Origin of the sequence: Pseudomonas germanica (assembly GCF_019614655.1) — a bacterium.
GTDB classification, from domain to species: domain Bacteria; phylum Pseudomonadota; class Gammaproteobacteria; order Pseudomonadales; family Pseudomonadaceae; genus Aquipseudomonas; species Aquipseudomonas neuropathica.
Genome location: NZ_CP071586.1, coordinates 5,352,075 through 5,371,519 on the forward strand (window position 1 = coordinate 5,352,075; position 19,445 = coordinate 5,371,519).

Sequence of the window (19,445 nt, forward strand, 5' to 3'; positions counted from 1 at the left end):
TGTTGCTCTATAGTTGTACTCACGATGACATCCCGGTCACTTGATGCAGAAGAAACCTTCAAAGCATATGTACTTGAATATACTGGCTATATCCTTAAAGCCGGCGCGAGATAACATATCCATATTGCCAGCCGTGGAAAAAGGTTCAAGTACGCCTTTCAAACTTCTTGTCTTCGCCAGGATTTCATCGGCGTTATAACCCTGGTCGCGTTTATAATCTACATACAGGCTACTGAGGATGTCTTGAAAGCGCGCATCCGGGCCGCGTACTTTTTCAAACATGATAAAAGTACCGCCCCAGTTCAACGATTCGTAGATACGATCAAACAAGGCTTGGCGAATACGCGGGTGCACGAACTGAATAGTGTAGTACGCAACTATCAGATCGCTTTTTTCATAAGGAAAGGTCAGGATGTCATCGGTAACGAAGCTGACATTGTGCTGCGGCGATGCGCTCAGAAGCTCATTTGCCTTGCGGGTCATGGCGTCTTCCACATCAATGCCCACCCACTTTGCCGAGGCGCAATGACGCTGTGCGAGTTGTCGGGTAAGGGTGCCGGTAGAACTACCCAGCTCGTAACAGGTGCTGTCGCTCTTTACAAAAAAGTCACTGAGCGACAGCACGATATCGTGCCCGTCCTTATATTTAGGTACGGATTTCGATACATGGGAGTCAAAGTGTTGCGGGGTCGTGCCTCCGAAACTCCATGAGGCATTACTGGACTCTACGCCGTCACCGACGGTTTCGTAGAGAGTGGCAGGCGAAGTCATTAGGGAAGACATGTATGTCACATCCTTGTCCGATAACATGGGAGCACTTTAGTGCAACGAGATTCCTTTCTGCTCGACCAGAGAATATCCAGTCTTAATTAATGTGTCATCATTTTTCTGTGGAAAATAATTATTTCATGCGCACCAAACAGGTGCATGAAAACTGACCCAGGAATGTTTGAAGTGCACGCCGTTTTTTGAGTGCGAAGGCTGTGGCGAACCTGCTCCATTTGAGAAGGATGGGAAGCCGTTTCTGGAAGTGCATCACGTTAAGCATATGTCGCAAAAGGGTTCGGACCTTGAGACGAATGTTGTGGCGTTGTGTCCCAACTGTCACCAACGTTGCCACCATTCGGACGACAGAGAGGCTTTCACTGCTTGGCTGTATGACAGCGTTGGAAGACTCGAAAAGGAATAATCGCGGTTTATCTGACTAACCCTATTTGTTGTTCTTGAGTCTGCTTCGCACCCCAGCGGAAGCAAGCTCCCTGGCCACAAGGTGGTGCATGGTCTGCAGTGGCGGTGTGGGGATTGAAATCTTGTTGAAGCCTAGAATCGCCAGCACGCTGCCTCCCACAAATTCCGCATCATCCTGAAAACAATCAGTGCAACCCGCGCCGCCTCCCGCTATTAATACCCCTCCCCCACTCAAGGATCCGAGCCCCACCATGAAATTCGATCTCGCCTACTGCCTCAGCCTCGACGACAAGTTGTCGATCTATGACGTTCGCGATCTTAATTTCGATGAGACGGTGGCGTTTGACTCCGCGAAGGAGCACTTCCAGTGCCCCAACGATGCGTGTCGTTCGGCGTTTGAGGCTTCCAACGAGTTGGGCACGTTCAACGCCAAGAATGTGAATTACGTGCGCACGCCGCACTTCAAGAATCTGCCCACTACCCAGCATGTAGCGGGTTGTCCGTATGTGAGTTTGAAGGTTTCAGCGTCTGGCGTTGAAACGGCGGATGGCGAGGTGGATGACGGGCGTGAGGAGCACTTCCCATCAGAGTTGCTGCTCACCCGGCGTGAGTATGTGCGCAAGCCTGTCGCGCCAGCGGGGGTGGCGGATGTGTTGCGGGATGATCCGGTGCGGGTGGCGGTGGACGGTGGTAAAGAGTCGGCGAGTCGAGAGTCAGCGCCGGACAAGACCAGTGTGTTTGCGCATCCGGTGGAGTGTTTTGTTTCGAACTTCGCGGACAAGGAGTTGCTCAAGCGGATGCCGTTGAAGGTCGGCGAGCATTCGGCGCCGTACAGTTCGTTCTTCAAGAAGATCGAGTATCTGACGGACAACAAGGGGCTGATTTACTGGGGGCGGATCAAGAAGATTGAGGACTTCCACAGTGGTGCCAGTTTCCGGATCGATTTCGAGGACAAGGTCTGGTTCAAGAAGCCCGAGGACAGTAAGAAGAAGCCGTACCCGGTCAGTGTTTATCTGAACAAGAAGCTGATCGACAACTACCGCAAGCGCAAGGCGTTTCTGGAGGAGATCAAGCACGCGGCGGATAGCGACAAGGCGTTGTTCTGTTTCTTCTATGGGGTGACGCCGGAGTTGAAGCAGGTGCCCGGCAAGAAGAACCCCGAAAAGCCTTTCGAGGTCTTCAATGCCAATATCGAGAACCTGGATCACTTCATTATTCGTGAAGCGCCGGGGCTGGAGTGACGGTTAGCCTTGGGGCAGTTGCAGTTTGACGGCGCCGGGGTGTTGTTTGACGACGGAGTACGGCAGGATCGACCAGTCAGGTCTATCGCAAGAGCGTTGCACGCGGGCGAAGTAGGCGCCGAGGTACAAGCCCTTCTCGGTGAAGTACCAAGGTGAAGTGCCCCAGATGCTCTCATCCTGGAAGTTGCAGTCGTCATCTCCCGTCGGTTTCTTCATTTCTGTGGGGTACAGGGCGGTGAATTGCTTGATTACCCATGGCACCAACTCTTTGCTTACGTACTGATAGCGCGCGTTACTTTCGTCCTTGCTCAGCGGTTTGTCGCCCAGGCTGTCGCGCTCGGCATGTAGCAGCGGTTTGCCCTCTCCGACCCACAGCACATCTTCGAGGGACAGCGGGTGGCCGGTTTTCACGTCGATATTGAGCGGGGAATCACCGAAGTCCGGATGCGCGCCGCCGCAGTAATAGCTGGTCGAGATATTCAGGCTGACCACGGCTGGCGAGATCATTTTCGGTTCTGCCTGTTGCATGAAATCGACGTTCTCTCCGCCACTCAATTGGCAACTGTGATAACGGATGACTTCAAGCCAGAGCCGTCCCAGCAATTGCTGATTAACCCGCTGCAGATCATCTTTCGGCAAACCGGATTCCACACTGAACAGGGCAATTTTCGAGTCGGGCTCCGTCCACCATTGCAGGGTGTAGCCCATGAAATTGTCTTTCTTCGTGGCTTTGAGATTGAGCCCCTGCACTCGCAAGTATTCGTACAACTCGCCGCTCGGCAGCGCGGCGATGATTGGCAGCGTGTTAGCGCTAGGCGTCGGAGCTTTGGCCTCGGTGAGTTGCACTGACAGCTTTTTTCCCTTCGGACTTTGCCACTCGCCCTGCCAGCCGTCGCCGTTCTCTTCCAGCTTCAACGTTGGCAGAGGCTTTTCATCACCGTAACGATTGTTGCCCTCGGTCAGGGTCAGTGTGCTGTCCTGCAACGCGCCGCTTAGGGGCAGATCGCGATGGTACTTCTCATAGAAGTAGCGGCCAGTCACTTCGTCCGGCTGTGTGGTATTCAGCTCCACGACAATCGGTGTCTTACCCAGCGTACCGGTAAATACGCGCCGGCCATCTTCGGCATGGGCAGTGGAAATCAGTGTGAACAGCGCCGCGGCATATGGCGCCAGGCGCATCAGTCCCTTGAGCATGAATCAATCCTTGAAGGAGTCGGAGGTCGCGTCGGCACATAGGCGCCGGCGCTAAAAATACGCTGCGGATTATGGCGGGGGCCGCTTAACTATTCGAGTTTTCTTGCTCGTACTTTTTAAGCCAGGCTTCGTGCTCCAGCGCCGCAATTTCCCGAGCCATTTGTTGGCGACGTTCCTTGGCAGCATGAAGCTGGACGTCATCAAGAAAGCAGTAATGACGCAGCCAGTGAAGCGCCATTTCCTCATCCGGAAAGTAGTAAGACTTGGCGCCCTTGCTGTTCCTCGGCGTGTCATTCATTTGCTCGTCAAATACCATCGCGGTGATTTCATCCGGTGGCAAAGACCCCGTATGGGCGACCTTGTCCTGGAAAATCCATGCAATCTCATCAATGTGTTTTTGCGCGCTGCGATGACTACGTCGATAGAACCGTTGATGCTCACAAGTCTGTTTCAGCCGCGCCAACATCAACTCAGGGTTTAACCACTGCCCGAGGTCGTGATGATGGGCGTTGATCACTATCCCCTTGACCCAACGATCCACAAATCGATCAACAAAGTCTTCTGTGTCAGCCTTTTTCGCATCAGCGAAAATCAGGCAATAGCGGGTCTGGACGTGAATGACCAGCAACACATGCTTGCGTTGTACCGTTATCGCGTGCACCAGCCACTGCTCATCAGCGCCGCTCGACTCATCATCTTCAATGATTGAGGACGGCGGATTAGTGTCCACCGGCGTAATCTTTTTGCCTTTGTGAACACGGCTGAAAAACTTACTGGCGGCTTCGGTGCAATTGAAGATCAACATCCTGGTTCTCTGGTCGTTGCTGAGGACAGCGTTCAGTTACCGATTTTGGTTTCTTCCGCTGTAACCTGGCAATGGTTCATTTAAGCGAAATGCACAGCAGCACAATAATCAGCAAACCAATATAGACCCAGGCATGCACCCGATCCGGGATCCGCCCAATCCATGGCGCGGCCAATCGAATCCCGATGAGCGAGCCAACCGTCAGCACCGCAAACGCGAGCAGATCCACATACCCGACAAACCACACGCCCAGCTCTGCCTGACTGAACCCGGCCAACGCCATGTACGTCAGCGTCCCCGCCAATGCCACCGGCACACTCAACGGATTGGCCATGGACGTCGCTTGCGACATGCTCAGCCCGCAACGGCGCAATAGCGGCACGGTCATGACGCTGCCTCCTACACCGAGAAACGTCGCGATGACGCCGATGCCTACACCGCCTGCGGAAGTTTCCATAGCGCCAAGTCGGCGTGGGATGACGTCTGCGTTTTGCGTGAGGAATCCGCGTCGTAACAGGCAATCGACGATGGTCACGCCGAGGTAGGCGATGAACGCGTAGCGAATCACGTCGCCGCTGACCCACACCGCCGCTATCGCGCCAACGACCGCACCCATCCCGATAAACCCACCCAGCGGCCACAGGTAATGGCGGATGAGATTACCGGCCCGGCGGTGTTTGTCGGTGGCGATCAGGGCGTTGACGATCATCACGCAGGTCGAGGTGGCGACGGCGATGTGCATCGCCGATTGGCCGATCGGGTCGTCGGCGCCGTGGCTGGCGGTGAGCAGGCGATACAGCAGCGGCACCACGACGAAGCCGCCGCCGAAGCCGAACAGGACGGCGGTGATGCCGGTCAGGCAGCCGAAGAGGGTCAGCAGTAAATAGAACATGACGAGGTTTCCATGAAAGGAGAGCGATCGACGATAGAACGGCATCGCTTGGCCTGCTTCAGCAAGTCAGCCAATAATGTTTGCGTTTACGCCAACCACCGGAAAACGCCTGATGCGCAATGTTTCGATCAATCTGCTGGATGACACGCCGCGCGTGGTGGTGGCGATCGGTACGGATTATTCCCACGGTCACTTGCTGCCTTTTCACACGCATCGTCGGGCGCAATTGTTGTACGGCGCGACCGGGGTTATGCAGGTCAGCACCCATGACGGCAACTGGGTGGTGCCGCCGCAGCGGGCGGTATGGATTCCGCCGGGGGTGGCGCACGAGGTGTTGATGCTTGGGGTCAGCACGCGCAGCTTGTACATCGAACCGGGTGCAGTGGATTTGGGGGAGCGCTGTCAGGTGATCAGTGTGTCGCCGTTGATGCGGCATTTGCTGATGGAGGCGGTGGAGTTACCGCTGACCTATGACTTGGGCGGACGCGACGGCGTGTTGATTGATCTGTTGCTGCATGAATTGACGCGCAGTGCGCCGCTGCCGTTGCACATTCCGCTGCCGACTGACGGAAAACTCCTGTCTATTTGTCAGAACTTTCTGCATCAGCCGTACGCCCACCAATCACCACAGGTATGGGCTGACCAGTTACACATAAGCTTGCGCACCTTCAACAGACTGTTTCGTCAACAAACCGGGCTGAGCTTCAGACAATGGCGGCAGCAGGCCTGCGTGGTCCTGGCGCTGGCACGTTTGGCCTCGGGTGAAGCGGTGACGCGCATCGCGCTGGACTTCGGTTATGAGAGCCCGGCGGCGTTCTCGACGATGTTCCGGCGGATCCTCGGACAGGCACCGTCCGTCTGGTTGGAGGCGGCGAATTAGGGCAAATCAAAAAATGCGTTTGATCCCGGCCGAAAACAACTGTACAAAAACACAGTACATTTTCAATCAGCACTCTTGAGCCCGGAGCACACCATGGCCTCTCTTGCGATGAACCACATCCTCGAACGCATTGCCCTTTTCCAGTTCACCCCGACGCACTGCGTCCAGGCCCGAGCGATGCTGGGCTGGAGCGTGGAACAGCTCTCGCGGGAGGCTGAGATTTCGGTTGAAGACATTCAACGCTTTGAAGCGCAGCAGGATGTTGCGGATGCGGCGCGACTGGCGCTGGCTTACCGGTTCGAGGCGCAGGGGTTGGTGTTCTTTCCGGGGTTTGCGCCGGGGCGTAGTGCGAGTGTTCAGCGTGCGCCGTTGGAATCGGTGGGGCGTGGGGATTTTGCGATGGCTGATTGAGAGAACGAGTTGATCTTTATCCCTAAATAGGTATATTTTCGCATGAGTGCAAGGAAGCCGCTCTTGTGGGTCTGCAGTAGCAAGAAAGATCTCAAGCAGATGCCCACAGACGTACAGGATGTTTTTGGTTATGCACTGGATTTGGCCCAGATTGGTTTGAAGCATCCGGATGCAAAACCCCTGAAAGGGTTTGGAGGCGCAGGTGTACTGGAGCTGATCGAAAACTTCGACACCAACACCTACCGTGCCATCTATACGGTTCGTTTCGGCAGTGCCATTTATGTATTGCACTGCTTTCAAAAGAAGTCGACTACCGGAATCAAAACGGCTCAGTCCGATGTTGATCTGATACGAAACCGCCTTCGAGCCGCTCAGGATCACGCGAAAGGATCAGAAAATGATAGAAATTGAAAAGGGTAGCGGGAACGTCTACCAAGACCTCGAACTGCCCAATGCCAGTGAAATGCAGGTTAAGTCGCAGCTCGCGGCGAAGATCGGCGAGATCATCAAGGCTCGCCATCTCACTCAGATTCAGGCGTCTGAAATCCTTGGATTATCCCAGCCAAAACTTTCCGAAATGCTGCGGGGTAAATTTCGAGGGATCAGTGAAGCCAAAATGATGGAATGTCTTTCGCATCTTGGGCGAGACGTGCAGATCGTAGTGAAATCGGCCCCCCGATCACGGAAAGAAGGCCGAATTGAAGTGGTGTTTGCTTAACCTGAAACTCATTAAGCGCTCTGTACAACTCCCTCACTCTCCCCTTCAACCACCAACCACCACGCCTCCCCGCGTTGCGGTTGAGCGATATTAAACGCCTCCCCCATCTGCGGCGTGGTAATCGAAACACTGCGTTCCCACGCCAGTGCCAGAATCCGGTCGAACGGTTCGTGCCAGGCGTGCATCGCCAGGTCGAAGGTGCCGTTGTGGATCGGGAAGAGCCAGCGGCCCTTGAGGTCGATGTGCGCTTGCAGGGTTTCTTCGGGCTGCATGTGCACGTGCGGCCATTCGACGTTGTAGGCGCCGGTTTCCATCAGGGTCAGGTCGAAGGGGCCGTACTGTTCGCCGATGCGTTTGAAGCCATCGAAGTAGCCGCTGTCGCCGCTGAAGAAGATCCGCGTGTCGCCGTCGATCATCACCCAGGACGCCCACAGGGAGCTGTTGCCATCGAACAGGCCACGGCCGGAAAAATGCTGCGACGGTGTAGCAACGAAACGGATGCCGGCAATCTCGGCGCCCTGCCACCAATCGTACTGGCGGACTTTGCTGGCTTCGATGCCCCATTTGATCAGCGTGTCGCCGACGCCCAGTGGCGTCAGGAACAGGTTGGTCTTGGCAGCCAGTCTGAGCACGGCCTGGTAATCGAGGTGGTCGTAGTGGTTATGCGACAGAATCACCGCTTCGATCGGCGGCAATTGGTCGATGCTGATCGGCGGCTGGTGGAAGCGTTTCGGCCCGGCCCACTGCACTGGTGATGCACGCTCGGCGAAGACCGGGTCGGTGATGAAGAATTTGTCGCGCAGTTTCAGCAACAAGGTCGAGTGACCGAGGCGATAGACGCTGTGATTGGGCGCTGCCAGCAGCTCTTCCCGAGTCAATGCTTGCACCGGGATCGGCGCAGCGGGCCGGGTGTTGCGCGGTTTGTGGAAAATCATGTTCCACATGATCCGCAGCATTTTGCGCAGGCCTTCGCGTTGCACCGGCGCATGGTTACGAAACAGGCCTTGAGCCTGTCGAGAGGCTTCAGGCGTGGATGTTTTATCCGGGATAGAAACAGGATTGGCCATGACTGAATGACTCCAGAAAAACCGCGCAATTCGCGGTTTCTCCACGGTTGGGACGATAAATGGCCAAGCTGCACGCATAGGCCGAACTGTCTGCTTTTTAGGTTGCGAGGATTAACGCAACATTACACTGCTCGGTGTAGTTTCTAGGTTGCATCAAAGCGGATGACAAGTAAACTGCCAAGTGTAATTTCATCTTTTCTTTGCCGAAGCGTACTTATGACAGCTCCACAGCGCCTCACCGACCGTAAACGCGAAGCCATTATTCAAGCGGCGATTGCCGAATTCCGTGCCAACGGTTTTGAGATCACCAGCATGGACAAGATTGCCGCCACCGCCGGTGTGTCGAAACGCACGGTGTACAACCATTTCCCTAGCAAAGAGGAGTTGTTCGCCGAAATTCTCAACCAGTTGTGGGCACGAATCAGCGCAGAGCAATCCGTCGTCTATAACCGCGATCAGCCCTTGCGCGAGCAATTAAGGCAGATGCTCCAGGCCAAAATGCAGTTGATGGCTGACGAGAATTTCCTGACCCTGGCCCGTGTGGCAATTGCCGCCACCATTCACTCACCGGAGCGCGCGCAGAACATGGTCGAGCGCATGGGCAAGCGCGAGGAAGGTCTGACCGTGTGGATTCGCGCCGCGCAGGCTGACGGCCGACTGAAACCGGTCGATCCGGAATTCGCCGCACAGCAAGTACAAGGCTTGCTCAAGACCTTTGCTTTCTGGCCGCAGATGTCGATGGGCCGTGCCGCCCTCGATGTCGATATGCAGAACAGCGTCGCCGAATCGGCGCTGCAGATGTTTCTGGCCCACTATCAGCTCTAAATCGCCCCTCTCCTGCGCGAACCATCGACTAAATGGCTCGGAAGGACACTGATTATTCCCGTTGGAATAAATGACAATGTCCGACAATCGACCGACGAACGGTTAGCCTGAGAAAATACTGCAAAGTATTTCAGGATGAATTTCGCGCAGGGCATCATGGAAAACCAACGCGGCAAAGGCTTGTCATTCGCCAGACGTATTTATCTGCCCAGAGCCATTGGCTTGGGCGTGGGATTCTTCAGCGTCGCTGCGGCGTTGTATCCGCTGACCATGCCCGACTGGCTGTGGGCGCTGTTGTTGTTTAACGGTTTCGCCTGGCCGCACTTGGCTTACCAGATCTCCACGCGCTCGGCATTCCCGTATCAGGCTGAACGCCGCAATTTGTTATACGACTCGATGTTCGGCGGTTTCTGGGCGGCGTGCTTTCAGTTCAACCCGCTGACCACCGTGACCATCCTGTCGATGATGACCATGAACAACGTCGCCGCCGGCGGCCAACGTCTGTTCGTGTTCGGCGCCCTCGCGCAACTCGCCGGTGTACTGCTGGGCTGGGCGATTTTCGGTGTTAAATTCAGCCTGACGATGACCCAAATGCAAGTCTGGGCCTGCCTGCCGATGCTCACCCTGTATCCGCTCGCGCTGGGCATGGTGTGTTATCACCTGACGATCAAACTCTCCCAACACAAGCGCGCACTGAGTGCCCTGAGCCGCACCGACAGCCTCACCGGCCTGCTCAATCACGGGGCCTGGAAAGACCTGCTGCACCTGAAATTTCAGCAGTGCCGCCAACACAACACCCAAGCCACGCTGGCGTTGATCGACATCGACCATTTCAAGGAGATCAACGACAGCTTCGGGCACATCGTCGGCGATGAAGTGCTTCAGCAATTGAGTCAGGAGCTCAAACGCCTGCTGGACCAGTACGAATTGGCCGGGCGCTACGGCGGTGACGAGTTCTGCGTGATCCTGCCGACACTGCCCCTGCACAAGGCCGAAGCCCTGATGGAGCAATTGCGCGAGGCATTGCAGCAGTATCGTCATCCGCAGGTGCCAGAGTTGCGAGTGGGCCTGAGTATCGGTTTGGCGCGCTATCAATCCTTGTACAAGGATGCACTGGACTGGCTGGACGATGCCGACAAAGCGCTCTACATCGCTAAACACACGGGCCGCAACACCATCAGCGTGGCCTTGACCAGGACCGCGACTGACAACGCCGACGCCTAAAAAGTTATACAAAATTACAAATAATTACTCTCTTGTACAAGTTTATGAAGTTTTGTATAAGTAGCCATCTGCCAGCTAAGGAATACTGGCATTGAGCAGTCATTGCCGAATGCCGTCCGCGCATTCGGTCTGCCGGCGCGGAAATAGGGACTGAATCCTCGATCTTCCCCACTTCCTGAGTACTGCGAACATGTTCTTTAATCGCCACAAAGCCGTCGTCGACGATCTTCAGCGCACCCTCACCGAACAAGCCGGCTTGCTCGAAGCGATCAATCGCTCGATGGCGGTCATCGAGTTCGACCTCGATGGCGTCGTGCTGCGCGCCAACGACAACTTTCTCAAGACCATGGGTTACACCGCCGAACAAGCGATCGGTCAGCCCCATCGACGTTTTTGCACACCGGAGTTCGGGCGCAGTGCTCAATACACGGATTTGTGGTCACGCCTGAAAAACGGCCAGTTTCAGTCCGGTACGTTTGAGCGGGTCGACGGCAAGGGCCAGCCGATCTGGCTGGAAGCCAGTTATAACCCGATCAAAGATGCCTCGGGACGGGTGGTGAAAGTGGTCAAGTACGCCATGGACGTGACCGCCAAGGTGCAGCGGGAAAGTGAGGCCAATGCCAAGTTACAGGCGATCGACCGGGCAATGGCGGTCATCGAATTCAACCTCGACGGCAGTATTCTCACGGCCAATCAGAACTTTCTGACACGTATGGGTTACACCCTCGCCGAGCTGAAAGGCAAACATCACCGTTTGTTCTGCACGCCGGCACTGGTCAACAGCAGCGCCTATGAGGATTTCTGGCGGCGCTTGAATCAGGGCGAATTGTTCCAGGGGCAGTTCGAACGCGTGGATAAACGCGGGCAAACAGTCTGGCTCGAAGCCAATTACAACCCGGTTTATGACGCTGCCGGGCGCTTGTGCAAAGTGGTGAAATTCGCCTCCGATGTGACCGCGCGCGTCGAGCAACACGAACAGGACGCACGCAGTGCCAGCGCGGCTTATCACATCTCGGTAGCGACGCGAAAAGTCGCCGAGCAAGGTACGCAGGTGATCCAGCAAGCCGCCAGCGAAATGCGCGAAATCGCCGAAGACATTGCCGAGTCTTCAACGCTGATTGCACAACTGGGGGAACGCTCCGAGCAGATCACCGCCATCGTCAACACCATCCGCTCGATTGCCGACCAGACCAACCTGCTGGCGCTCAACGCTGCAATTGAAGCGGCGCGCGCCGGTGAACAGGGCCGCGGGTTTGCCGTGGTTGCCGATGAGGTGCGCCTGCTGGCGGGGCGTACCAGCGGCTCGACGGCGGAGATATCCACCATGATCGGTTTGATCCAGAGCGAAACCCGTCAGGCCATCAAGAGCATGGAAGGCACCCGTGGCCGTGCGGCTGAAGGCGTCGAGTTGGCGAATCAGGCGGGGACGGTGATTCTGCAGATTCGTGATGGTGCCAGTGAGGCGGTGGATGCGGTGAGCATGTTTGCCAATGAACGGGTGCCGGGGTAATCGATGCAGGGTCAGTAGACCGAGGCGCGACCTTCGCGAGCAGGCTCGCTCCCACAGGGAAATGCAATCCAATGTGGGAGCGAGCCTGCTCGCGAAAGGGCAATGAGCCGCGATGCAGGACTATAGTGAGCTTCAGTCTCAAGTCCTGCCGAGTGCACCATGACCACTGAAAAACCCGCATTGCCTGAAACAGCTCCCGTCGACCACCTGCGCTTCCACCGCCCCCACGCCCACCTCAACACCACCTTCGGCAACGACAAGTTTGCCCTGCGCGCCGAGGCTTTCGCGCGGTTCTTCGGCACGCCGCTGTTTCTCGGGGCGCAAACCGTGATCGTCGCGGTGTGGATCGGCCTCAACGTGTCGGGCGTGACGCAATTCGACGTTTACCCGTTCATCCTGCTCAACCTCGCGTTCAGCCTCCAGGCCGCCTATGCCGCACCGCTGATTCTGCTGGCACAAACCCGTCAGGCCGCGCGCGACAAGGCACAAGCCGATGCCGATGCGCTACACCGTGAAGCGTTGGCACAGGCCAATACCGAGCGTCAGGCCCAAGCGGCGAAGAACACCGCGCAACTGCTTGAGCTGCTGGAGCAGAACACCCGCCTCACCGAGATGACCAAAAACCTCACCGAACGCATCGCCAGCCTGACCAGCGAGCTGCACGATCATATGCGCCAGAACCCGCAGCGCTGATCACGGCAAACGCAGCGCACGCCCAAGTTCATCGAACAACGTCACCACCGAACGCAAGGCTCGGCAATCCGCGCGGGTCAGCAACCATAACGCAGTGTCGTAACCGTGCAGCGGCTCGCTCAACGCCTGCAAACCGTCGATGATCAGAAAGTCCGGTAACGCCGCCACACCGAGGCCCGCACGAACCAGCTCTGTCACCGACAACATGCTGTTGCAGCGATACCCCGGAGTGACGCCGGGCAAGTGCTGGCGACGCCAGGCGACAGTCGGATGATCGGGCAAAAAGTCATCCGGGGCGATCCAGGTCAACGTCGTCAGATCCGAAGCATCGACATTTTGCAGATAGCGCGAACTGGCGCAGACCCGGTAGGAAATCTTCGCCAGTTGCCGTCCGACCAGATGCTCGGGCGGTGTCCGCGTCAGGCGCAGAGCAATGTCGGCATCACGGCGACTGAGGTTGGCGAAGTCGTTGGAGGTGCTCAGTTCAAGGGTCAGCGCCGGATAATTGGGCATGAACTGCGCCAGCGCCGGCAGCAGCAAACCCTGCAACACCGAATCGGTGCAGGTCAGGCGCACCGTGCCGCTGACCACTTCGCCGCCCTGCTCCACGCCGATACGTGCGGCTTCCAATGCCTGTTCGGCGCGTTCAGCTTGCTCGGCCAGCGTCTGCGCGAGGTTCGTCGGCAGGTAACCGGCGCGGCTTTTTTCGAACAATTGCTGACCGAGTGCGGCTTCGAGACGGCGCACGGCGCGAAACACCGTCGACACGTCGACCTTCAATAGCTGCGAAGCACGGGCCAGGGAGCCGCCACGCACCAAGGCTAGAATCAGGGCGAGATCGGGGTAGTCGAGCTGATAGTGCGTCACTGCATTAATCACTTGGGGAAACGCCCATATTGAGTGCGTGAACGCCAATCTATAGTGAGCGCCATCAATCAACAAGCGCAGGGAACTCCCATGGAAAACAGCGCCGTCCGTATCGCCCTGATTGGCGATTACGACCCGCAAGTCACCGCCCACCAAGCCATTCCCGTCGCCCTCGGTCTGGTCGCCGAACACCTCAATCGCAACGTGCAATTCGAATGGCTGGCCACCGAGCAGATCCACGCCGATACACCACTCGGCGATTTCGACGGTTTCTGGTGCGTACCGGCCAGCCCCTACAAAAGTGAAGAAGGCGCACTGCGAGCGATCCGTTTTGCCCGCGAACAGCAGCGCCCTTTCCTCGGCACCTGCGGCGGCTTTCAGCATGCCGTGCTGGAATTTTCCCGCAACGTGTTGGGCTGGGTGGATGCGGAACATGGTGAAACATCACCCGACTCAGAACGCGCGGTACTCACGCCGTTGACCTGTTCGCTGGTCGAAGCGGTGGACAGCATTCACTTGGTGCCCGGATCGTTGATCGCCAAGGCGTACGAAACGTCTGAGATTCGTGAAGGTTATCGCTGCCGCTTCGGTGTGAATCCGCTGTTCGAACGGCAACTGTTGAACGATCGGCTACAAGCTGTCGGTCATGATTCGTCAGGGGATTTGCGCGCGATTGAACTCAAGGATCAGCGGTTCTTTGTCGCCACGCTATTTCAACCGGAACGTGCGGCGCTCAAAGGGTTGATGCCGCCGCTGGTGCGCGCGTTTGTCGAAGCTTGTGCGGAGGCACGTTGATGGCTTCCTGCTTTGCGGTGATTTTTACCTCGACTCGAACCGAGGGTGACAACGGCTATGCCGAGGCTGCTGAGCGCATGGCTGCGTTGGTCAGTGAGCAGCCGGGGTTTCTTGGGGTGGAGTCGGTTCGAGGAGCGGATGGCGTCGGGATTACGGTGTCGTATTGGCAGAGCGAAGCGGCGATTCTGGCGTGGCGGCAGCATCCTGAACATCGGGAGATTCAGGCGCGTGGTCGTTCGCAATGGTATTCGGCGTTTCATACGCGGGTATGCAAAGTCGAACGCGAGTATCGGTTCAGCCTGTGATGTTGGTGGTGAACTCTCCGGCCTCATCGCTGGCAAGCCAGCTCCCACAGGCTATGCGCTGTTCTGAAGATCACACCGTATTTGTGGGAGCTGGCTTGCCAGCGACGGGGCCGGTACAGCCACTAAAAATATCAGCCGCGCACCAGACTGCGCACCGCGACAATCTCCGGCACCTCAACCTTGCTCATATAAACGCGCAACGGCTCGGTGATGTTGATCCGCTCGTCGATGTTCTGATCCAGCAATAGCTGAATCAACTCGCGCTTAAGGGTCATGGTCTGCGCCGTCGCCGGCGCCCAGACGAATTCATTCACAGGAATAATGCCGTCATCCGCCACGTCCATGCCGAACGAATCTTCGCTGAAACGCACGATGTATTGACCGGTCTTGCGGTTGAGGCCGACAAACCCCTTGAGATCGTCGGCAGCCTGGCAGATGAGTTGGGAGGTGATGCGCATGGTAAACCTCACGAAAAATGATCGATGGTTTACACGCAGGGCAACGGAGCGGCGCGCCCTCTGCCGGGACGTCTGCCGAGGGCAAGCGTACTGCAAACCGCGCCACAAAAGTGCAGGAAAAATCGCTTTTAATACGTTTATGTCGGTCCTGCGATAGCACGCAATCGATTCAGTTGTTAAAAGGTAGGTCTTTGAAAATGCCCTGCGAAAGGAACTCGAACATGCCCGCCACTTTCACCAAAAGCGCCCTGGTTCTGAGCCTGCTGCTCGGCCTCGGTCAGGCGCACGCCGCCAGCCACGCTGATCCCGACGCCGTTGCTGCGGCCCACGGCATCCCGCACCCAGCGGTGATCGCTCACCGTGGCGCGTCCTTCGATGCACCGGAATCCACCGCAGCGTCCTACAAACTGGCCCGCGACCTGGGCGCCGATTACCTGGAAATGGACCTGCAGCGCAGCAAGGACGGCGTGCTGTTCGCCCTGCACGACGACAACCTGCAACGCACCACCGACGTCGCCAGCAAGTTTCCGGAGCGCAAGGACGCCTCGGCCACCGCGTTCACCATGGCCGAACTGAAAACCCTCGACGCTGGCAGCTGGTTCAACGCCAAGTACCCCGATCGCGCGCGCCCTTCCTACGCCGGGCTGAAAATTCTGACCCTCGATGAAATCATCGACATCGCCCAGGCCAACCCGCAACACAAGCCGGGCCTGTACATCGAGACCAAAGAGCCGCAGCTGTTTCCCGGGATCGAGAAAGACCTCAAGGAAAAACTCCAGGATCGTGGCTGGCTGAGCCCGGCCGGTTCGAAGCTGGCGAAAAGCGCACTGGGTGTGGGTCAGGGTAAAGGCAAGGTGATCCTGCAGACGTTCGAGAAGAACAGCCTCGCCCTGCTGGAAAAAGAAATGCCGCAAGTGCCGAAGATCCTCCTGCTATGGGTTGGCGAAGGCAGCATCGAGCCAAAATCGAAAGTGACCTTTGCCGAGTCTGGCGAGAAAGACAAAAACGTTTTCTACGGCAAACAAGAGCCGAAGTCCGAAGCCGAATTCAAGCAATGGGTGGATTACGCCAAGGCCCAAGGTGCCATCGGTACCGGCCCGTCGGCGAAGCTGACCAAGGGCGGCGACCAGAGCTATTCGGATCTGGTGCAACCGTGGATGAACCAGTACACCCATGATCAAGGCCTGCTGGTGCACGTCTACACCGTCGATGAGCCGGTGGACTTCGACAAAGTCATGGCGGCCGGTGTCGACGGCATCTTCACCAACCGCGCCAGCGAATTGTTGAAGTTCTACAAACGCCCGGCGGCTGGCACGGTTGATCAGGTGTTGAAGAACAACGGCTTCTGATCTGAAATCGAGGCGCCTTCATCGCGGGCAAGCCACGCTCCCACAGGTTCTGTGCCGGTGCATGGCTTGCCCGTTTTGTTTGGGTGCAGGGTTTTAAGGGTGAGTTAAGTTGCGCTGGTTAACCTGAGGCCACTTAAACGAGTCACCCAAGGAATGAACCGATGAAAACTTTGACTGCCCTGTTTACCGCCGCTGCCCTGACCCTCACTGCTGGCGTGGCCCTGGCTGATGTCCGCGTCGACCAGATCCCGCAACTGGTCAAGGAAGGCAAGATCAAGTCGCTGGAATCGATGAATGCCGAAGCGCTGAAACTGCATCCGGGTGCAACTATTACTGACACTGACCTGGATAACCACTTCAACGGTTATGAGTATGAAGTTGAATTGAAAACTGCTGATGGCAAAGAGTTCGATGTGGACTTTGATGCGACCACTGGCAAGGTGTTGAGCAACAAGCAAGACACTTGATTGAACGCACCACCAAAAGCCGCACGATTGAAAGATCGTGCGGCTTTTTTTGTGTTCGGCTTTTTTGATGTGTTGTCAGTGAAATTTTCTCCCCCTCACCCCAGCCCTCTCCCCCAAGGGGGCGATGGGGGAAGGGAGCAGATCGGGGACTTTTCAATGCCTGAGTTCGACTCGCAATCTTGAAGCCGATCAGGAAAACAACAAGAACCTGAGTGCGCCTCGAAATCTCAGGTCGGCGTAGCTCGAACAGTCACCGCGGTCAGTTCCCTCTCCCTTGGGAGAGGGCTAGGGTGAGGGGAAAAGGCATCACACCGAGGTGCTGACCAACGCCCCCGAAGTGCTCGAGTCGGAATCCTGCAACGCCTGCAACAGCGAGGCGGTGGCGGTGGCGGTGGACAGGGAGGCCGAGGTGGCGGTGATCTGCGCTTGTGCGGCGGCTACTTCGGCGGTTTTGGCATCCGAACTTTCCTGCTTCGCCTGGGCCGCTTGCAGCGCTTGCTGCTCCTCCTGCAATTGCTTCTGCAACTCGGCAATCTGCTTGCGCAGTTCTTTCACCGAATCCGATTCTTCACTGCTGGAATCGCTGTCACCCGCGGGTGCCGCACCACCGCCCGCAGCCACTTTGCTGGTGTCCGCTTTCACGCCAGTGCTGGCGGCTGCCGTGGTCGAGGTATCGTCACCAACGTCGCTGATTGCGGTTTTACTGGTGGGTGTCGTGACGGTCTGATTGATCGAAACTGAAGTAATGCTGACCATGGAAAGGCTCCAATGCCGGTTATAGATAACCGGTCATCGACCACGGCTGCTTCAATTTGAGATCGACTGTGTACCGACTCGGTATCCGAACCGGTACACAGGCATTGGCGTCAGGCACTCAGACGCGCGGTGACTTCGTTCAGCTCACCCGACAGACTATGCAGGTTCTGACTGGCGCTTTCGGTGCGCTGCACGTTGTCGAGGTTGGTGCTGGCGATCGAGGTGATCTCGGTGAGGTTGCGCGAGATGTCCTCGGCCACCGAGGTCTGCTCTTCGGCAGCGGTAGCAATCTGACGGTTCATGTCGCGGATCGCTTCCACCGCGTGGGTGATGCGCTCTAGCATCGCGCCGGCCTGGGTCACCTGCTCGACGCTTTCATCACTGCGCGTCTGGCCGCTGTCGATGGCTTGCGCCGCGTCCACCGCGCCGGTCTGCACGCTCTGGATGATCTGGTTGATCTCGATGATCGACTCGGCGGTGCGTTGTGCGAGGTTGCGCACTTCATCGGCGACCACGGCAAAACCACGCCCGGCCTCACCGGCGCGCGCCGCTTCGATGGCCGCGTTCAAGGCCAGCAGGTTGGTCTGTTCGGCGATGCCGCGAATCACTTCCAGCACTTTGCCGATGCGGCCGCTGTCGGCTTCCAGACGACGGATCACCGTGGCGGTATTGGCGATTTCGCCGCGCATCTGGGTGATCGAATGGATGGTGCTCTGCATGACCTTTTCACCCTGCTGGGCGGACTGGTCGGCATCGTCGGCCGCACGCGCAGCATCAGCGGCGTGACGTGCGACTTCTTGCGCGGTGGCGGACATTTCGTTCATCGCCGTGGCCACTTGATCGGTGCGATTGAATTGTTCGTTGGTGCCGCCGGCCATGGTCGTGGCGATCGCATTCAACTCGCCACTGGCGCTATCCAGATCGCTGGCGCTGCGTTGCAAACGGGTGAAGGTTTCGGCGAGGAAATCGCGCAAGGTGTTGGCGGCGGCGGCGAGGTTGCCCAGCTCATCCTGGCGGTCGCTGACCACGCGCTCGGCGAGTTTGCCGCGACTCAACTGAGTGACGTAATCGATGAGTTTGCGGATCGGTTCGACCAGGTTGCGGTTGACCAGCCACAGGCTCAGCAGGCCGATCAGCAGGCCCGATGCGAGCATCACCAACAGCCCCAGCCACACGGTGCGATCGGCGTCAGCACTGATCAGCGCCGATTGCGCGGTGCCCTGTTTGCGCAGTTCGGCAACCAGTTCACTCATCTGGTCGCTGGCGGCACGGTCGACACCTTTGACCGCGCTGTCGCCCGCCGTCGGATCGCCACCAGCCGCTACGTAGGCATCGCGGCCCTTCTGGTAGGCAGCGCCGAGCAGACGATGTTCTTCACGCAGACGTTCGATGCGGTTTTTCAGGCTCGGCTCGATGCCTTTCTGGCTGGCCAGTTCACCGAGGATGTTCTGCACATCGCGCTGACGATCCTGGAACTGACCCCAATATTTGGCCAGATCCGCCGGCTGCTTGCCGCGCAGCAGAACGTTTTTCCATTCCTGCACCTGCACCTTGAATTGCAGGTTGGCCTCGTCGATCAATTGCGAAGTGTGCAAGGGACCGGCGATCAACTGGCTGTAACTCTGCACGCCGTTGGAGAGGAAATGAAAACAGGCTAGGGCAATCAACAGCACCGCCAGCAGGCTGCCGCTCAGCAGGGCGAGAATTTGCGCTCTCAGGGATTTTTGCAGCATCGAAAGATACTCAGGACAAGGATGAGGCACGCCCGGTAAGGCGTGAAATTTTGCCGGACATCCCTGT

Annotated in this window: 21 protein-coding genes and 4 pseudogenes; 15 read left to right on the plus strand and 10 right to left on the minus strand. The window is 57.3% G+C overall.

Going from position 1 to position 19,445, the window contains the following annotated elements; all coding sequences use genetic code 11:
- Nucleotides 1-36: 36 nt before the first annotated feature.
- Entirely contained in the window at nt 37-783 is a 747-nt protein-coding gene (locus J0G10_RS23690; RefSeq protein ID WP_245398001.1) for a methyltransferase domain-containing protein, read from the minus strand.
- Between the two features lie 190 nt (nt 784-973).
- On the opposite strand from J0G10_RS23690, the pseudogene J0G10_RS23695 reads away from it, so the two are divergent.
- Together J0G10_RS23695 and J0G10_RS23700 are read left to right on the plus strand one after the other, a co-directional pair.
- Nucleotides 974-1,189 (plus strand): annotated as a pseudogene (locus tag J0G10_RS23695) (HNH endonuclease); the annotation flags it as partial.
- 250 nt (nt 1,190-1,439) lie between these two features.
- Nucleotides 1,440-2,429, plus strand: a complete 990-nt coding sequence (locus J0G10_RS23700) for a hypothetical protein (protein ID WP_220556865.1) — start codon at nt 1,440-1,442, stop codon at nt 2,427-2,429.
- Nucleotides 2,430-2,432: 3 nt separating this feature from the next.
- Here J0G10_RS23700 and J0G10_RS23705 read toward each other — a convergent pair whose 3' ends face one another.
- The 3 genes from J0G10_RS23705 to J0G10_RS23715 all read right to left on the minus strand — a co-directional run bounded on the left by J0G10_RS23705 (nt 2,433) and on the right by J0G10_RS23715 (nt 5,320).
- Nucleotides 2,433-3,623 (minus strand): hypothetical protein, encoded by a 1,191-nt coding sequence (locus J0G10_RS23705; RefSeq protein WP_095048134.1) that lies wholly within the window; start codon nt 3,621-3,623, stop codon nt 2,433-2,435.
- A gap of 85 nt (nt 3,624-3,708) precedes the next feature.
- Nucleotides 3,709-4,428, minus strand: a complete 720-nt coding sequence (locus J0G10_RS23710; protein ID WP_095048135.1) for a DUF6933 domain-containing protein — start codon at nt 4,426-4,428, stop codon at nt 3,709-3,711.
- A gap of 76 nt (nt 4,429-4,504) precedes the next feature.
- On the minus strand, nt 4,505-5,320 hold the full coding sequence (locus J0G10_RS23715; RefSeq protein WP_220556866.1) for a sulfite exporter TauE/SafE family protein: 816 nt from the start codon (nt 5,318-5,320) through the stop codon (nt 4,505-4,507).
- Nucleotides 5,321-5,432: 112 nt separating this feature from the next.
- Between J0G10_RS23715 and J0G10_RS23720 the strand changes: the two genes are divergently transcribed.
- From J0G10_RS23720 to J0G10_RS23735, 4 genes are all read left to right on the plus strand, one after another.
- Nucleotides 5,433-6,200, plus strand: coding sequence for an AraC family transcriptional regulator (locus J0G10_RS23720; RefSeq protein ID WP_095126163.1), 768 nt, complete (start codon nt 5,433-5,435; stop codon nt 6,198-6,200).
- Nucleotides 6,201-6,293: 93 nt separating this feature from the next.
- Nucleotides 6,294-6,611, plus strand: coding sequence for a helix-turn-helix domain-containing protein (locus tag J0G10_RS23725; protein WP_095126164.1), 318 nt, complete (start codon nt 6,294-6,296; stop codon nt 6,609-6,611).
- 42 nt (nt 6,612-6,653) lie between these two features.
- The gene (locus J0G10_RS23730) at nt 6,654-7,022 is read left to right on the plus strand and encodes a type II toxin-antitoxin system RelE/ParE family toxin (protein WP_095048139.1); all 369 of its coding nucleotides are present in this window, start codon (nt 6,654-6,656) and stop codon (nt 7,020-7,022) included.
- Nucleotides 7,009-7,329: a helix-turn-helix domain-containing protein gene (locus J0G10_RS23735; RefSeq protein ID WP_095048140.1), complete on the plus strand. Its 321-nt coding sequence runs from the start codon at nt 7,009-7,011 to the stop codon at nt 7,327-7,329. The genes J0G10_RS23730 and J0G10_RS23735 overlap by 14 nt, the downstream gene beginning before the upstream one ends.
- A gap of 11 nt (nt 7,330-7,340) precedes the next feature.
- On the opposite strand, the gene J0G10_RS23740 is transcribed toward J0G10_RS23735, so the two are convergent.
- The gene (locus J0G10_RS23740) at nt 7,341-8,396 is read right to left on the minus strand and encodes an MBL fold metallo-hydrolase (RefSeq protein WP_095048141.1); all 1,056 of its coding nucleotides are present in this window, start codon (nt 8,394-8,396) and stop codon (nt 7,341-7,343) included.
- 216 nt (nt 8,397-8,612) lie between these two features.
- On the opposite strand from J0G10_RS23740, the gene J0G10_RS23745 reads away from it, so the two are divergent.
- The 5 genes and pseudogenes from J0G10_RS23745 (at nt 8,613) to J0G10_RS23760 (ending at nt 12,648) form a co-directional block, all read left to right on the plus strand.
- Nucleotides 8,613-9,221, plus strand: a complete 609-nt coding sequence (locus J0G10_RS23745) for a TetR/AcrR family transcriptional regulator (RefSeq protein WP_095048142.1) — start codon at nt 8,613-8,615, stop codon at nt 9,219-9,221.
- A gap of 156 nt (nt 9,222-9,377) precedes the next feature.
- Nucleotides 9,378-10,445, plus strand: a complete 1,068-nt coding sequence (locus tag J0G10_RS23750; protein ID WP_220558892.1) for a diguanylate cyclase — start codon at nt 9,378-9,380, stop codon at nt 10,443-10,445.
- A gap of 280 nt (nt 10,446-10,725) precedes the next feature.
- Nucleotides 10,726-11,409, plus strand: a pseudogene (locus J0G10_RS30360) (PAS domain-containing protein); the annotation flags it as partial.
- A gap of 108 nt (nt 11,410-11,517) precedes the next feature.
- Nucleotides 11,518-11,955 (plus strand): annotated as a pseudogene (locus J0G10_RS30365) (methyl-accepting chemotaxis protein); the annotation flags it as partial.
- 159 nt (nt 11,956-12,114) lie between these two features.
- Nucleotides 12,115-12,648, plus strand: coding sequence for a DUF1003 domain-containing protein (locus J0G10_RS23760; protein WP_095048144.1), 534 nt, complete (start codon nt 12,115-12,117; stop codon nt 12,646-12,648).
- On the opposite strand, the gene J0G10_RS23765 is transcribed toward J0G10_RS23760, so the two are convergent.
- Nucleotides 12,649-13,590 carry a LysR family transcriptional regulator gene (locus J0G10_RS23765; RefSeq protein ID WP_220556868.1) on the minus strand — a complete coding sequence of 314 codons (942 nt, stop codon included), beginning with the start codon at nt 13,588-13,590 and terminating at the stop codon, nt 12,649-12,651.
- Nucleotides 13,591-13,605: 15 nt separating this feature from the next.
- Here J0G10_RS23765 and J0G10_RS23770 point away from each other — a divergent pair, with 15 nt between their 5' ends.
- On the plus strand, nt 13,606-14,310 hold the full coding sequence (locus J0G10_RS23770; RefSeq protein WP_220556869.1) for a CTP synthase C-terminal region-related (seleno)protein: 705 nt from the start codon (nt 13,606-13,608) through the stop codon (nt 14,308-14,310).
- Entirely contained in the window at nt 14,310-14,615 is a 306-nt protein-coding gene (locus J0G10_RS23775; RefSeq protein WP_220556870.1) for an antibiotic biosynthesis monooxygenase family protein, read from the plus strand. Before J0G10_RS23770 ends, J0G10_RS23775 begins: the two co-directional genes overlap by 1 nt.
- A gap of 131 nt (nt 14,616-14,746) precedes the next feature.
- On the opposite strand, the gene J0G10_RS23780 is transcribed toward J0G10_RS23775, so the two are convergent.
- Nucleotides 14,747-15,073 carry a DUF2025 family protein gene (locus J0G10_RS23780; protein WP_116029935.1) on the minus strand — a complete coding sequence of 109 codons (327 nt, stop codon included), beginning with the start codon at nt 15,071-15,073 and terminating at the stop codon, nt 14,747-14,749.
- Nucleotides 15,074-15,294: 221 nt separating this feature from the next.
- Here J0G10_RS23780 and J0G10_RS23785 point away from each other — a divergent pair, with 221 nt between their 5' ends.
- Both J0G10_RS23785 and J0G10_RS23790 read left to right on the plus strand, forming a co-directional pair.
- Entirely contained in the window at nt 15,295-16,422 is a 1,128-nt protein-coding gene (locus J0G10_RS23785) for a glycerophosphodiester phosphodiesterase (RefSeq protein ID WP_095048149.1), read from the plus strand.
- A 161-nt stretch (nt 16,423-16,583) separates the two neighbouring features.
- On the plus strand, nt 16,584-16,889 hold the full coding sequence (locus tag J0G10_RS23790; protein WP_194933667.1) for a PepSY domain-containing protein: 306 nt from the start codon (nt 16,584-16,586) through the stop codon (nt 16,887-16,889).
- 306 nt (nt 16,890-17,195) lie between these two features.
- On the opposite strand, the gene J0G10_RS23795 is transcribed toward J0G10_RS23790, so the two are convergent.
- The 3 genes and pseudogenes from J0G10_RS23795 to J0G10_RS30375 all read right to left on the minus strand — a co-directional run.
- Complete coding sequence (locus tag J0G10_RS23795) at nt 17,196-17,645, minus strand: hypothetical protein (RefSeq protein WP_220556871.1); 450 nt, start codon at nt 17,643-17,645, stop codon at nt 17,196-17,198.
- Nucleotides 17,646-17,755: 110 nt separating this feature from the next.
- Entirely contained in the window at nt 17,756-18,523 is a 768-nt protein-coding gene (locus tag J0G10_RS30370; RefSeq protein WP_414927069.1) for a methyl-accepting chemotaxis protein, read from the minus strand.
- A gap of 165 nt (nt 18,524-18,688) precedes the next feature.
- A pseudogene (locus J0G10_RS30375) lies at nt 18,689-19,378 on the minus strand (methyl-accepting chemotaxis protein); the annotation flags it as partial.
- Between the last annotated feature and the right edge of the window lie 67 nt (nt 19,379-19,445).